The 14484-nt window shown below is 54.8% G+C and carries 14 protein-coding genes; 8 read left to right on the top strand and 6 right to left on the bottom strand.

What is annotated here, in order from left to right; genetic code table 11:
- From AC9UEO_RS05800 to dmeF, 4 genes are all read left to right on the top strand, one after another.
- The coding region (locus AC9UEO_RS05800; protein ID WP_509530960.1) for a DUF493 family protein at window positions 1-83 on the top strand (83 nt) is incomplete at its 5' end.
- 74 nt (window positions 84-157) lie between these two features.
- On the top strand, window positions 158-799 hold the full coding sequence (gene lipB, locus AC9UEO_RS05795; RefSeq protein ID WP_509530958.1) for a lipoyl(octanoyl) transferase LipB: 642 nt from the start codon (window positions 158-160) through the stop codon (window positions 797-799).
- A 30-nt stretch (window positions 800-829) separates the two neighbouring features.
- On the top strand, window positions 830-1834 hold the full coding sequence (lipA, locus tag AC9UEO_RS05790) for a lipoyl synthase (RefSeq protein WP_509530930.1): 1005 nt from the start codon (window positions 830-832) through the stop codon (window positions 1832-1834).
- A 1-nt stretch (window position 1835) separates the two neighbouring features.
- Entirely contained in the window at window positions 1836-2786 is a 951-nt protein-coding gene (dmeF, locus tag AC9UEO_RS05785) for a CDF family Co(II)/Ni(II) efflux transporter DmeF (protein ID WP_509530928.1), read from the top strand.
- Here dmeF and AC9UEO_RS05780 read toward each other — a convergent pair.
- The gene (locus AC9UEO_RS05780; RefSeq protein ID WP_509530926.1) at window positions 2752-6360 is read right to left on the bottom strand and encodes an indolepyruvate ferredoxin oxidoreductase family protein; all 3609 of its coding nucleotides are present in this window, start codon (window positions 6358-6360) and stop codon (window positions 2752-2754) included. The genes dmeF and AC9UEO_RS05780 overlap by 35 nt on opposite strands.
- Window positions 6361-6437: 77 nt before the next feature.
- The gene (gene pyrE, locus AC9UEO_RS05775) at window positions 6438-7136 is read right to left on the bottom strand and encodes an orotate phosphoribosyltransferase (protein ID WP_509530924.1); all 699 of its coding nucleotides are present in this window, start codon (window positions 7134-7136) and stop codon (window positions 6438-6440) included.
- Between the two features lie 10 nt (window positions 7137-7146).
- Between pyrE and AC9UEO_RS05770 the strand changes: the two genes are divergently transcribed.
- Both AC9UEO_RS05770 and arfB read left to right on the top strand, forming a co-directional pair.
- The gene (locus AC9UEO_RS05770; RefSeq protein WP_509530922.1) at window positions 7147-7938 is read left to right on the top strand and encodes an exodeoxyribonuclease III; all 792 of its coding nucleotides are present in this window, start codon (window positions 7147-7149) and stop codon (window positions 7936-7938) included.
- Window positions 7938-8336 (top strand): alternative ribosome rescue aminoacyl-tRNA hydrolase ArfB, encoded by a 399-nt coding sequence (gene arfB, locus AC9UEO_RS05765; RefSeq protein WP_509530920.1) that lies wholly within the window; start codon window positions 7938-7940, stop codon window positions 8334-8336. The genes AC9UEO_RS05770 and arfB overlap by 1 nt, the downstream gene beginning before the upstream one ends.
- Before the next feature lie 14 nt (window positions 8337-8350).
- Here arfB and AC9UEO_RS05760 read toward each other — a convergent pair whose 3' ends face one another.
- Window positions 8351-9586: a glycosyltransferase family 4 protein gene (locus tag AC9UEO_RS05760; protein ID WP_509530918.1), complete on the bottom strand. Its 1236-nt coding sequence runs from the start codon at window positions 9584-9586 to the stop codon at window positions 8351-8353.
- 155 nt (window positions 9587-9741) lie between these two features.
- Between AC9UEO_RS05760 and AC9UEO_RS05755 the strand changes: the two genes are divergently transcribed.
- The gene (locus AC9UEO_RS05755) at window positions 9742-10356 is read left to right on the top strand and encodes a hypothetical protein (RefSeq protein WP_509530916.1); all 615 of its coding nucleotides are present in this window, start codon (window positions 9742-9744) and stop codon (window positions 10354-10356) included.
- 23 nt (window positions 10357-10379) lie between these two features.
- On the opposite strand, the gene AC9UEO_RS05750 is transcribed toward AC9UEO_RS05755, so the two are convergent.
- Window positions 10380-12050 carry an aminotransferase class III-fold pyridoxal phosphate-dependent enzyme gene (locus AC9UEO_RS05750; RefSeq protein ID WP_509530914.1) on the bottom strand — a complete coding sequence of 557 codons (1671 nt, stop codon included), beginning with the start codon at window positions 12048-12050 and terminating at the stop codon, window positions 10380-10382.
- Between the two features lie 47 nt (window positions 12051-12097).
- Here AC9UEO_RS05750 and asd point away from each other — a divergent pair, with 47 nt between their 5' ends.
- Window positions 12098-12970 carry an archaetidylserine decarboxylase gene (gene asd, locus AC9UEO_RS05745; RefSeq protein ID WP_509530912.1) on the top strand — a complete coding sequence of 291 codons (873 nt, stop codon included), beginning with the start codon at window positions 12098-12100 and terminating at the stop codon, window positions 12968-12970.
- Between the two features lie 5 nt (window positions 12971-12975).
- On the opposite strand, the gene lplT is transcribed toward asd, so the two are convergent.
- Together lplT and AC9UEO_RS05735 are read right to left on the bottom strand one after the other, a co-directional pair.
- Window positions 12976-14220, bottom strand: a complete 1245-nt coding sequence (gene lplT, locus AC9UEO_RS05740; RefSeq protein WP_509530910.1) for a lysophospholipid transporter LplT — start codon at window positions 14218-14220, stop codon at window positions 12976-12978.
- On the bottom strand, window positions 14217-14484 hold a 268-nt coding region (locus tag AC9UEO_RS05735), incomplete at its 5' end, for a UDP-2,3-diacylglucosamine diphosphatase (RefSeq protein ID WP_509530908.1). The genes lplT and AC9UEO_RS05735, both read right to left, overlap by 4 nt.

The following is a 14484-nucleotide window of genomic DNA, read 5'->3' as shown; positions in this document are numbered from 1 at the left end:
CCATCAAAGCCACCAGCCGCGAACAACTCGACGAGCTTTACCGCACGCTGAGCACTCACCCCATGGTGAAAGTGGTGCTTTAGTGTCAAACGCCAGCGCTGACAGTGTGCTTGTACGCCACCTGGGCCAGGTGGATTACCTGCGGACTTACCAAGCCATGCAAGATTTCACAGCGCAGCGAGACAGCCAAACGCCAGATGAAATATGGCTTTGCGAACATCCGGGGGTCTTCACCCAAGGGCTGGCCGGCTTGGACGCCCATGTACTTTCAGCAGGCACAACACCCGTGATTGCCACCAACCGAGGCGGCCAAGTGACCTACCATGGGCCCGGCCAAGTGGTGGCTTATGCCCTGATCGACCTTCGCCGCGCAGGCTACTTTGTCAAAGAATACGTTTACAAACTGGAAGAGGCCATTGTCCGAACCCTGCTGCACTTTGGCGTGACAGGCTTGCGCGTGGGAGGTGCGCCTGGGGTATTTGTTAGAACCACTGGGCAGAGTAACCATGCGCTGCTGCCCGCTCGCCCAGCACCTCGGGGCGCGTCTTCTGGCACAACAACACCTGAATTTGCTGGCTTAGCCAAAATAGCAGCGCTGGGCGTGAAGGTCAGTCGGCATTGCACCTACCATGGGCTAGCTTTAAATGTTCACATGGACTTATTGCCCTTTCATCACATCAACCCCTGCGGTTTTGCGGGCTTGCAGACCACCGATCTTTTTACAATGGGCGTTGATGTAGGCTGGCAAGAAGCGGCTGATGTTTTGGGCGAGAAACTTCGTCTGTATTTGGCACCCTAACCCTCTTATTCCCCTAGGCCAGCGCACACCATGACCACTTCCGACAACGGCGTCTTGCCACCAAGCCAAGCCAAGCCCGAGCACAACCCGCTTGCCAAGCAAAAGTCTTTGTCCAAAGTGTCGCGTATTCCTATCAAGGTTGAACACACTGGCGAGGTGTTGAAAAAACCCGACTGGATTCGCGTCAAAGCCGCCTCACCCAACTCGCGCTTTCACGAGATCAAAGACATTTTGCGCAAAAACAATTTGGTGACTGTCTGCGAAGAAGCGTCCTGCCCCAATATTGGCGAATGCTTTGGCAAAGGCACAGCCACCTTCATGGTGATGGGCGACAAATGCACCCGCCGCTGCCCGTTTTGCGATGTCGGCCACGGGCGCCCCGACCCACTGGACGTCAACGAACCGCTGAATTTGGCCAAAACCATCGCTGCTTTGAAGCTGAGTTATGTGGTCATCACCAGTGTGGACCGCGATGATTTGCGTGACGGCGGTGCCGCGCATTTTGTCGAATGCATTCAGCAAACCCGAGCCTTGTCTCCTCACACACAAATAGAAGTGTTGGTGCCCGACTTTCGCGGCAGGGACGACCGCGCCTTGTCTATTCTTCAAGCGGCACCACCCGATGTGATGAACCACAACCTGGAAACCGTGCCACGCCTGTACAAGCAAGCAAGGCCTGGCAGCGATTACGCCTTTAGCCTCAACCTGCTCAAAAAATTCAAAGCGCTGTTTCCCCAAGTGCCGACCAAAAGTGGCTTGATGGTGGGCTTGGGCGAAACCGATGAAGAAATTCTGTCGGTGATGCAAGACATGCGCGAGCACCACATCGACCGCTTAACGCTAGGTCAGTACCTTGCACCGAGTTCACACCATTTGCCTGTGCGCCGCTATGTACACCCTGATACTTTCAAGATGTTCGAAGCCAAGGCTTATGAGATGGGCTTTCAACACGCCGCGGTAGGCGCCATGGTGCGCTCTAGTTACCACGCAGACCAACAAGCGGCGGCGGCCACAGCCCTCCTGCCCAAAGGATGACATGAACACCGATGACTTGAGCGACTGGACCCACAGCCACACGTTCGACAGCAACTCCGAAGCCGCTGAGCGCAGTACTCGCTTGGTGATGTGGATTACTGTCGTGATGATGTTTGTGGAGATTTTTGCAGGCTGGGCGTTTAACTCTATGTCCCTCTTGGCCGATGGTTGGCACATGAGCTCTCACGCCTTGGCCATTGGCTTGTCCGCCATGGCCTACGCCACGGCCCGCACCTACGCCAATGACCCTCGCTTTGCGTTTGGCACTTGGAAGATAGAAATATTGGCAGGCTTTTCCAGCGCTTTGTTTTTGCTAGGTGTGGCTTTGACCATGGTGATTGGCTCGCTAGAAAGGTTGATCTCGCCGCAAGCCATTCAATTTGAAGAAGCCATCGTGGTGGGCATATTGGGCTTGGTCGTGAACTTGGTGTGTGCATACATTTTGGGCCAAGCGCACCACCAGCATGACCACACACATGGCCATGGACACGACCATGCTCATCACGCACACGATCACCACCCTCAACACCATGACCTGAATTTGAAGTCTGCCTATTTCCATGTGGTAGCGGACGCCTTCACCTCGGTGCTGGCCATCGTGGCTTTGGTCGGCGGTTGGCTCTACGGCTGGGTTTGGCTTGACCCCGCGATGGGCATCGTGGGCGCTGTCATGGTGGCCTTGTGGGCCAAGAGTTTGATTCTGGAAACCGCCAAGGTGCTGCTAGACCGCGAAATGGACCACCCGGTGGTAGATGAAATCAAGCAAGCGGTGGAAGCCGACGGCCAAACCCGCGTGACCGATTTGCATGTCTGGCGGGTGGGCAAAAAAGTCTATAGCTGCGCACTCACCGCCGTCACGCTGGACCCCCAACTCACGCCCAAAACGGTACGCGAGCGTTTAGCTGTTCACGAAGAAATCATCCATTCGACGATTGAGCTTCACCAGCGCTAACTGGCGAACGCCAAGCCAACATCAAGCCATCCCATTGCAATCGAGCCACTTTGAGGTGACGCTCTTTCACATGGCCATAGCCTTTGATCTTGTCTGGAATACGGGCAATCTCCAAGGCCAAGGCTTGTCGCTCAGGGCTAAAGCCGCGCAGGATCTCTTCAATCGCCACAAGGTACTCGCCCACCAAAGCGCGCTCAGTGCGGCGCTCTTCGGTATAGCCAAAGACATCCAAGAAAGTGCCGCGTAAAAAACGCAACTTGGCCAAGGCCTTAAAGCCACGCAACATAGAGGGGCCAAATTTTTGTTTGACCAACTCACCCTTGGCGTTTTTACGGGCCAGCAAAGGCGGCGCTAAGTGGTAGTTCAATGTGAAGTCGCCTTCAAATTGGTCGGCAATGCGCTTTAAAAAACTTTCATCAGTGTGCAAGCGCGCCACTTCATATTCGTCTTTGTAAGCCATCAACTTAAAGAGGTTGCGCGCCACCGCATCAGCAAAGGCTGGCGAAGTTTGCTGCAAAACTTTGTCAATGAAGGTGGTGTACTTGTCAGCATAGGCCGCATTTTGGTACTGGGTTAAAAACGCCGCACGCTTTTCAACCAAGCTATCCAAAGAATCGCGCGTCTTGAAATGCACGACTTGCGCAGGTGCCAACAAAGCTTGCACCTTGGTAATGTCATATGCACACCAACGCCCCCAAGCAAAGGCTTTTTTGTTGGACTCGACTTGCACGCCGTTGAGTTCGATGGCGCGTATCAAGGCCTCCAGTCCCAAAGGAATCCAGCCCTTTTGCCATGCGTAGCCCAACACCATGGGGTTGATGTAAATGCTGTCGCCCAGCAACTGGGTGGCGAAGTGGTTGGCATCAAACGCGCCCAAATTGCGGTTTTCACCTTCAAGTGCTTGCAAAATATTGGCCACACAGCCCTCGCTGGGGTTAGCCCAAGCGCCATTTTTCACAAAGGCTGCCGTCGGCGTGCCATGGTCGTTGATAGCCACACGGGTGCGCCCAGGGCGCAAACGCAACATGGTTTCTTTGCCGGCGGTGACGATGGGGTCGCAACCCAAAATCAAGTCTGCCGCCGCAGTTGACACACGGGTGGTGCGTATTTGGTTTTGCTGCTCGGCAATCAACACATGGCTCCAGGTGGCACCACCTTTTTGCGCCAAACCTGCCGAGTCTTGGGTGACGATGCCGCGCCCTTCCAAGTGGCCTGCCATCCCAAGCAACTGGCCGATGGTGATGACGCCCGTGCCACCCACGCCAGCCACGACGATGCCATAACCCCCAGGGTAGACACCTCGGGTGAGCGAGGGCACTTGCGGCATAGGCAAGTCGCCCAGCGCCAAAGGATCAAGCACTGGGCGGTCTTTGCTCTTTTTACGCAATTGGCCACCTTCGACAGTGACAAAACTGGGGCAAAAACCTTTGACACAGCTTTGGTCTTTGTTGCAAGTACTTTGGTTGATGGTGCGCTTGCGACCAAAATCGGTCTCCAAGGGTTCCACACTCAAGCAGTTGCTTTGGGTGCTGCAGTCGCCACACCCCTCGCAGACCGCTTCATTGATGACCACACGAACCGCAGGATCGACCATGGTGCCGCGCTTTCTGCGACGGCGTTTTTCGGTGGCACAGGTTTGGTCGTAAATAATGACGGTACAGCCTGTGATCTCGCGCATCATGCGTTGCACTGCATCAAGTTCATCACGGTGTTCGATAGCGACGCCCTCGGGCAAGCCCAGCACACCACCGGCTGCACCGTTTTGGCCGACAGACCCGTATTTCTCTGGCTCATCTGTCACGATGACGATGCGCTTGGCGCCTTCAGCACGCATGCTTTGTGCAATTTGAATGACGCTGTGTCCCTCAGAACGCTCGCCAATGGGCTGGCCACCGGTCATGGCCACCGCGTCGTTGTACAAAATTTTGTAAGTGATGTTTACACCTGCGGCCACGCTTTGGCGGATGGCCAAAATGCCGCTGTGGAAATAGGTGCCGTCGCCAATGTTGGCAAAGATATGGTTGTCATTGGTAAACGGTTGCTGGCCCACCCATGGCACGCCTTCGCCACCCATTTGGGTAAAGCCAACGGTGCTGCGGTCCATCCACAGCGACATGAAATGGCAACCAATGCCTGCCATGGCACGCGAGCCTTCAGGTACTTTGGTGCTGGTGTTGTGCGGGCAGCCAGAGCAAAACCAAGGTTGGCGGTCGGCATTGACCTCAAGCACCTGCATGGCTTTTTGCTTGGCCTCTAAGACCGCCAACTGCGCGTCCATGCGCGAGCGGGTATCGGCATCGACGCCGAGTTTTTTCAAGCGCGTAGCTATGGCTAGGGCTATCAGGGCGGGGGACAAGTCGGCATTGGCTCGCAACAAAATATTGCCGCTGGGGTTGGGCTGCGACCACTCACCGCCGGCGTCACCCTCGCCTTCGTTGAACTTGCCCAGCACCCGTGGGCGCTGTGCATCAGGCCAGTTGTAGAGTTCTTCTTTCAACTGGTATTCAATGAGTTGGCGTTTTTCTTCCACCACTAAAATTTCTTGCAAGCCGCGGGCGAACTCGCGTGTGCTCTCGGACTCCAGCGGCCACACCACGCCCACTTTGTGCACCCGAATGCCTATGCGCTGGCAGGTGGTGTCGTCGAGTCCCAAATCGAGCAAGGCTTGGCGGGTGTCGTTGTAGGCCTTGCCACTGGCGATCAAACCAAAGCGGTCGTTGGCACCTTTGATGACAGTGTGGTTGATTTTGTTGGCGCGTATATAGGCCAGCGCCGCATACCATTTGTAATTGAACAAACGCGCTTCTTGGCTAAGCGCATCATCGGGCCAACGGATGTGCAAGCCGCCTTCAGGCATTTCAAACTCGGGCAGCACAATACGAACACCCTCGGGGTCTATCATCACCGAGGCGCTGGACTCCACCACCTCTTGGATGGTTTTCATGCCCGCCCACACGCCAGCAAAACGGCTCATGGCGATGCCATGGATACCATAGTCCAGCACGTCTTGCACAGACGCAGGAAAAAACACCGGCAGGCCACAGGCTTTGAAAATATGGTCGCTTTGGTGCGCCGCCGTGCTGCTTTTGGCGACGTGGTCGTCGCCTGCCAAAGCCAAGACCCCGCCCCAAGGGGTGGTGCCCGCCATATTGGCGTGCTTGAACACATCAGAGGTGCGGTCAACACCTGGTCCTTTGCCATACCAAATACCAAAGACGCCATCGAATTTATTGCTGCCAGGCGGCGCAAATCCCAATTGCTGTGTTCCCCACAAGGCGGTAGCGGCCAGCTCTTCGTTGACGCCAGGTTGAAAAACGATGTGCTGTGACTGAAGAAAAGACTTGGCGCTCCACAGCGCTTGGTCGTAGGTGCCCAAGGGCGAGCCACGGTAGCCGCTGATAAAACCTGCCGTGTTCTTGCCCTGCAAAGCATCGCGCTGTCGCTGCAACATGGGCAGCTTGACCAAGGCTTGCACGCCGCTCATGAAGGCGCGGCCATGGTCGAGGCGGTATTTGTCGTCGAGTTGAACCGTCTCTAAGGCTATTCGAATGTGTTCGGGCAGGGGCGCGTTCATTACGGGGTCTCCGATTACAGCTGGTGCTAGAGCGTCAGTTTAGGGGCAAAACACCTGTTCTGCTGCGGGAATGTCCCTCAGATTACCCCATAGCGCTGGCGATAGAGTTGAACCGCCTGCAGGTGCTCGGCCAAGGCGGGGTCTGCACTGCCTTGCAAATAAGCCAGCAAATCGGCCAATTGCGCCACAGCGCACACTTGCAAACCCAGTGTTTCCCGCACATACTGCACAGCGCTGTGCTGCACATCACGGGTCGCGCCTTGGGCGTCAACCTCGGTCGCCATTTCTTGGCGGTCTAAGGCAATCACCACCGCGTGGGCTTGGGCGCCAGCCGTTTCAATCAGGCGTATCGACTCGCGCACCGCAGTACCTGCACTCATCACGTCATCCACAATCAGCACCCGCCCTTTCAGGGGCGCCCCCACCAAGGTGCCGCCCTCGCCGTGGTCTTTGGCCTCTTTGCGGTTATAGGCAAATGGGACATTGCGCCCCAACCTTGCCAACTCTGCCGCTACCACCGCGCCCAAAGGAATACCTTTGTAAGCAGGGCCAAACACCATGTCGAATTCCATTTGGCTGTTGAGCAGCAGTTGAGCGTAAAAATGCGCCAACCGTGCCAGCTTGGCGCCGTCGTCGAACAAACCGGCATTGAAAAAATAGGGGGAAAGCCGCCCCGCTTTGGTTTTGAATTCCCCAAAACGCAAGACGCCACTTTCCAGCGAGAATCGAATGAATGCCTGCGCCAAATCGGTTGGCGCTTCGCCTTGCTCAGCCATAGGGGATTCCTTGTTCACACTCACCAGCCTTAACCTCAACGGCATCCGCTCGGCCAGCAGCAAAGGGCTGCATAGCTGGCTTGAAAAAGCCAAGCCAGATTGTATGTGTGTGCAAGAGATCAAGGCCCAAGAGAGCGATCTTGTGGGCAGCTTCGAGCAGCTTGCGGGTTTAAACGGTTACTTCCAGTGCGCTGAGAAAAAAGGCTATTCAGGCGTGGGCGTTTACACCCGCCAAGAGCCCAGCCATGTGATTCAAGGTTTTGATGGCGGCGAGTTCGATGCCGAAGGTCGCTATTTGGAGTTGCGCTTTGACACGCCCAAACGCAAGCTGTCTTTGCTGAGCGTGTACTTTCCCAGCGGCGCCTCGGGGCCAGAGCGCCAAGAGGCCAAATACCGTTTCCTTGATGTGATTTACCCTCACCTGCTGGCTTTGCAACAAGGGCGTGAGTTCATTTTGTGCGGGGACGTGAATATCGCGCACAAGGAGGCCGACTTGAAAAATTGGCGCAGCAATAAAAAGAACAGCGGCTTTTTACCTGAAGAGCGCGATTGGATGACCAAGCTCACCACCGAGGGTGGCTTGGTGGATGTCTACCGTCATCTTCATCCTGACACCACCGACGCTTGCTACACCTGGTGGAGTAACCGAGGACAGGCCTATGCCAACAACGTGGGTTGGCGTTTGGACTACCACTTGGCAACACCCGCCTTGGCCGCCAAAGCCCTGTCTGCGGCCATTTACAAAGAAGAAAAATTCTCCGACCACGCACCCGTGACTGTGGCCTACGACATGGTGATGTGATGCCTATCGAGATTCCCGAGTCCGAGATGGAGTTCACCGCCATCCGTGCCCAAGGTGCGGGTGGTCAAAACGTCAACAAGGTATCAAGCGCGGTGCATTTGCGGTTTGACATTCGGGCGTCGTCATTGCCAGAGGCGGTCAAAGACAAATTGCTGGCGACTTCAGATCAACGCATCACGCTCGAAGGCGTCATCGTCATCAAAGCGCAAACCACGCGCAGCCAAGACAAAAACCGAGCCGAGGCTATCGCTCGTTTACACGAGATGGTGGCATTGGCCGCTAAGCCTATCAAACCGCGCCGCGCCACCAAGCCCACATTTTCTTCTCAACAAAAGCGGGTCGACAGCAAAGTAATGCGCGGCCATACCAAAGCAACACGCGGCAAAGTCGACTTGTAAGCAGCTTAGAGGGTTCAAGGCGCTCTTTGCAGGCTCATCTCTAACTCTAAGCTTTCTTTCTGGTAACTGCCTGTCATGACTTGGCGAAACATGGCTTCGGTTCGCTCGACCACACCCGGCCAGTCAAGGGTTTGCGCGGTCAACAAAGCCTGCTTGGCCAAACGCGCTTGCAAGCTAGGGGCTTGAACCACAGCACACACGGCTTTCACAAACTCATCGGGCGACTCGGTATCCACGCACATGCCGTTTTCACCATGGCTGATGCATTGCCCTGCTGCTGCATGCTTAAACGCGACCACCGCCAAACCGCTGGCCATGGCCTCCAGCGTCACATTGCCAAAGGTTTCTGTGAGGCTGGCAAACGTAAACACATCGCCACTGGCATAGTGAGCAGCCAAGTCTTTGCCGCTTTGGTAGCCTGCAAAAATGATGTCGGGATGCTGTTGCTGCAAGCTCTCACGCATGGGGCCGTCCCCTACCAAAACCATACGCAAACGACTGTCTTGTTGCTTTGCTTTGAGGTAAGCCTGCACTACCAGCCCTAGGTTTTTTTCTGCAGCCAAACGACCGACATACAGCAAAACTTTGTCGGCTGCACTGACGCCCCAAGCATCGCGCAGGGCTTGGCTTCGATAGGTTGGCGAAAACTGCGATGTGTCAACACCGCGCGGCACCACATGCACACGCTCAAAGCCTTTGGCTTGCAGTTCTTTTTGTAAAACGGCAGTAGGCACCATGGTGATGTCTGCGCGGTTATGGAATTTTTTCAAATACACCCGAATAGCGCCGCTTAACCAACCTATGCCGTAATGCTGGCTGTAGGCATGAAAGTTGGTGCGGAAATCGGTGCTGACAGGCAACTTGAGTTTGCGTGCTACTTGCAGCGCCGACCAGCCCAAGGGGCCTTCGGTGGCAATATGCACGATGTCGGGTCTTTGCTTGGCCCAGAGGCGGTGCAGTTCGCGCTTGGCGGGTAAGCCCATGCGCAGTTCGCTGTAAAAAGGAATTGGTACCCCTTTGACCAACACCTCTTGAAAATGGTCGGTGTGTACTGCAGTGTGCTGCGCTTGCTGCTTGGGTCGAATCAACCACAGGTCGTGTCCGCGTGTTTGCAGACCTTCTACAATTTTGCTTAAGGTGTGTGCCACCCCATTGATATCAGGCGGATAGGTTTCAGTTACGACAGCAATTTTGAAACGCTGTTGCACAGCACCTAGACGGATAACTTGGATATGCGCATCTGTATTCATGCCTCTAATATGAATGGCTAATGCAACAGTTTGATGAAGAACTTGTGTCAGTTTAATGACATGGGTATTTGTCATCAAAATTTCATGCGCAAGCCTCACAATCTCAGCGTGTCTTTAACCCAAGGTGCATGTCACCATCTTCACTAGGAGTCTTTATGCGCGAATGGCAGCAAACCCTTCAAACCCAACGCTGGGATGACCACCGCTACTATCACCACAGCCGCATTAACCAGATGCTGCACTTGGTCAGCGCAATTTCCTTTTTGGTCGCTTATGTTTATCTTTTCATTGATCCGGTTGTTGCCTCTCTCGTAGCTTGGCTGGTTTCAATGACAACGCGTCAAATGGGTCATTTCTTTTTTGAGCCCAAAGGCTATGACGAGGTTAACCAAGCCACCCACGAGCACAAAGAAGACATCAAGGTAGGCTACAACTTGCATCGCAAAATTGTGCTGCTAAGCATTTGCGCGGCCATACCCGTGTTGGCTTACTGGATGCCTGACTATTTGACTTGGGCCGTGCCCCAAGCCTATGAGGACACACCTGTGCGCATCACCGCCATGGCGTGGCTCTTTTTAGGCGCAGCAGGCTTGGTATTTCGTGTTCTGCAGCTTTGGTGGCAAGACAGCTTGGTGGCCGGTTTGGCTTGGGGCTTCAAAATCCTGACTGACCCCGTGCATGACATCAAGCTCTATCACAAAGCACCTTTGCATTTGATGCGCGGTGAATGGATTGACCCTATGGACCACGTCAAACCTTCACAGGCTTGACGCGGTTTTTGCAAGAAGCGGCTCTAGGCCCAGCGGGCCTTGAGCATTTCTTTGAAAACTTGGCGGCGAATAGGGCGTTGTTGGTTTAAGGGGGGGGTCCACCACCATCCGTCCTGCTGCATATTCTTAGCAGCTTGAACGAAACGTTCGCAGAGTTGCTCAAACATGGCGTCATCAAAATTCAAACTCATGATCATGCGACCCGACCCCACCCAGCTCATGGCGACACCTTGTTCGCGCAAATAATATTGAAGCATCCAGTGATAACGTCCAGGCAGGTCAAACAAGACCGTCCACACCGTTTCCATGCCGGCGACTTGCACTGGCAATTGGGCTTGCCGAAGTCGAGTGTTCAAGTCAGATTGCCTTTGCATCCATTTTTCGCTGACATTGGCGTACATGGCCAGAACTTCAGGGCTGCCGAGCCGATGCAAAAACACATTCATAGTGGCCATCACCGTAGGGTGCGCATTGAAAGTGCCACGCGCAAAACAAATGTCGCCTGGTCGGTCGTCGCGAAACCGCTTCATCCATTGCGATTTTCCACAGACCACGCCTATGGGCAAGCCGCCACCCAAGGTCTTGCCGTAAGTCACCATATCCGCCTCGACACCGAAGTAGGCTTGTGCGCCGCCTCTGTGAAGTCGAAAGCCCAAAAACACTTCATCCATGATGAGTGCGATGCCTTTCTCTGTGCAAACTTGTCGCAAAGCTTGCAACCACTCGGTGTAGGCTTGCCGGTCGTAATGCACAGCGCGAGCGCCATCGATCAAGGTGCTGTCCGTGGGTGCAGCGCGGTTAGGGTGCATGGCTTGCAAGGGGTTGACCAGTACACAGGCAATGTCTTTGCGGTTGCGCAAAAGTCGCAAGGTATTGCTATGCATATCGTTCAAGGTAAGCGTGTCGCTAGAGGGGGGCATGGGGTTACCAGGTCCTGGCTGCACATCGTCCCACCAGCCGTGGTATGCGCCTGTGAAGCGCACAATTTTTCTCTTTTTGCTGTGGTACCTGGCCAATCGAACGGCCTGCATTACCGCCTCGGTGCCCGACATATGAAACGACACTTCGTCCTTGCCCGACAAGTCACACAAGCGCTTGACGTTGTCCAGCACGCAGGGGTGGTAGCCCCCGAGCACAGGCCCCAAGTTTTGCGCCATGGCGGCCCCCTCGGCCATACAGGATTTGTAAAAGTCGTAGCCAAACAAGTTCACGCCATACGAACCCGACACATCGATGAACTTGTTGCCATCCATATCGGTGAGCCAAACCCCTTGGCTGGTGCTCCAAAAACTGCCCAGTTGCAAATGCTGCGACAGCAGTTCACGAAACTGGTAGGGCACGCGGTACTGGCTGGTGAGCTGCATATCGGAGACCATGGGCTTGGCCGCAGCCGTGTGCGCCAGCGTCAAGGGGCTTTGTGTTTTGAATTTTTGTCCCAGCGCAGCAAGCGCAGCGTGTCGCGTTTGAGCGATGGCTGCAGGTGCACCGTCAACCGAAAACCATGTTTCTTGGCTGTAGCTATAGGCCGGCAGCCAATGGGCAAAGCGCTTGGACATGCGCAAATGGCCACCCAAGGAGGGGTGCTTTGCAAACGACAACTGCAAGCGCTGAACCACTCTTTGCAGCAAGACGGCCCCGACCATCACCGCCACAAGGCCTAACACCACCGACACACCCGTTTCATATGCTTGCATGTACTGCCCTTTCGAAAACCCCATTTGTATGTCACTTAGGTTAAAAAATGATGACTGTTCGTCAGCTAATTCAAAAATTTGTCGCCCACGAAGACCTGAACTTTTTGCTCACCAACCGCATTCCCCGATTGGCGTTGACGCATTTCATGGGTTGGTTCAGCCAATTGCGACATCCTTTGCTTGCCAAGGCTTGCATTTGGGTCTGGCAGCAATTCGCTGATTTAGATTTGTCCGAAGCCAAAGAGCAGCGCTTTGACAGCCTGCACGACTGCTTTATTCGCCAACTGCGCCCAGGGGTTCGCCCAGTTAACGAGGATGCCCATACTTTGGTAAGCCCGTGCGATGGCATCGTGGGCGCCATGGGCGAGGTCAAAGACGGGCAATTGTTCCAAGCCAAAGGCTTCCCCTACACTTTGCAAGACCTGCTTGGGGTCAGTGCTGAGCACGGCCCATGGCACAACGGCAAATACCTCACCATCCGCATCACCTCGTCTATGTACCACCGTTTTCATGCGCCCCATGATGGCCGCTTGCACCGCGTGGAATATTTTTCTGGCGATACCTGGAACGTCAACCCGATCGCATTGAAGCGTGTGGAAAAACTTTTTTGTAAAAACGAACGCGCCATGCTGGAGATGGAGATTGGCGAGCAACGCCACCCCGTTGCTTTGGTGCCCGTGGCTGCCGTGCTAGTGGCCAGCATTCGCTTGAACGCCTTAGACACCTTGCTGCACACCCGCTACAAGGGGCCAACTGTGATGACGTGCGACGCTGCGTTTCACAAAGGCGAGGAGCTTGGCTGGTTTCAACACGGCTCGACCATCTTGGTGTTCACGCCTGCCGACTTTGCATTTGCACCCGACATAGAGGAAGGCCGTGTCTTGCGCATGGGTGAAGCGCTAATGCAGTTACCTCAATAAGGCGCTTAGGCTGATGGGCGCTTGAACGACTGGTGACGCCAAAGCACTCGGGCCATGACTGTGATCATCAAAAACGCCAAGGCCAGAATCAGCTCTTCAACTTTTGCGTGAAAGTAAAGCAAACCACTGTAGGCAGCCATCATCGTCAAGATACTGGCGTTCTCATTCACATTTTGTACGGCAATCGATCGCCCGGCGCTCAGCAGCACCACACCTCGGTGTTGCAGCAGGGCATTCATGGGCACCACAAAAAACCCGCCCACCATGCCCAGCAAAGCGGTCAACAACACTGCTGACTGCCACTGCGTCAGCCACAACATGAGTGGCAGCATGGCGCCCATGGCCAAACCAAGCCCCAGTACGCGAGTGGCTTGGTTGAGCACCACAAAGCGAGCCGCCAGCGCCGCTCCCACAATCACGCCCACAGCGGTAGCCGCTTGTAAATAGGCTGCCTGCGAAAGATTGAGCATGAGTTTTTCTTGTGCCCAACTCAGCACCAACAATTGCATTGTTGCGCCCACACCCCAAAATAAAGTGGTGACTGATAGGCTGATGCTGCCCAAGGGGTCTTTCCACAAACTTTTGAAGTCCTGCCAAAAACCATGGCAAATGGACCTGAATTTCCATGGCATGGGGGCATACGCCTTGCCGCTGCCATGGATAAAGAGATTGAGCAGTGCGGCCAAACCATAACAAGCCAACAGCACTAAGAGCGAAACTGTGTAAACACTTTGCACGCCTTGAAATTGAGCCCACGCTTGAACCCAGTTTTGTTGCAACCAAGCGGGGCTGACCAAAGCACCACCCACAACCACGCCTAACAAGACGGCGCTGACGGTGCTGATTTCTATCCATGCGTTGGCTGTCACCAACTGCTCGGGTTGTGCCAACTCGGTGACCAGGCCATATTTGGCGGGAGCATAAGCGGCGGCACCCACACCCGCGAGTGCAAACGCTAGCAAAGGATTCACGCCTATCAGCATGGCCATACACGCCAATGCTTTGACGCCATTGGCCACCATCATCACTTTTTGCTTGGGCCATGTGTCTGCACACACACCCACCCAAGGTCCCAAGACAACATAGGACAGAGTGAACATCAGTTTGAGCAAAGGCACCCAAAACGCCGCCTGTCCTTGCTCGACCAAAAGGGCCATGGCCACCAAGAGCAAAGCGTTATCGGCCAAGGCGGAAACGAATTGCGCCCCCATCAAGGGTGCAAACCCCTTGCGTCGCAGCAAAGCGGTCAAGCGGCTTCTGTGATGGGTAGGGGGTCGTGCTGTAAAACCACAGCATTGGCGTTGGGCAATTCATCCATGACTTGATCCCAATAAATCAGTTCAAGCCTGCCGTCTACATGCTCGACCAATGCGGAGCGACTCTCAACCCAATCGCCATCGTTGCAATAAAGAACATCTTCGATGGTGCGTATTTCAGCGCGGTGAATATGCCCGCACACCACGCCTTGGTAGCCACGCTTCTTTGCCTCATGGGCGACCGCATTTTCAAAATCA

The sequence above is a fragment of the Limnohabitans sp. genome (genome assembly GCF_040401495.1).
GTDB lineage: Bacteria > Pseudomonadota > Gammaproteobacteria > Burkholderiales > Burkholderiaceae_C > Limnohabitans.
Note: the sequence above shows the minus strand (reverse complement) of the source record. Positions and strands in the feature narration are given on the sequence as shown.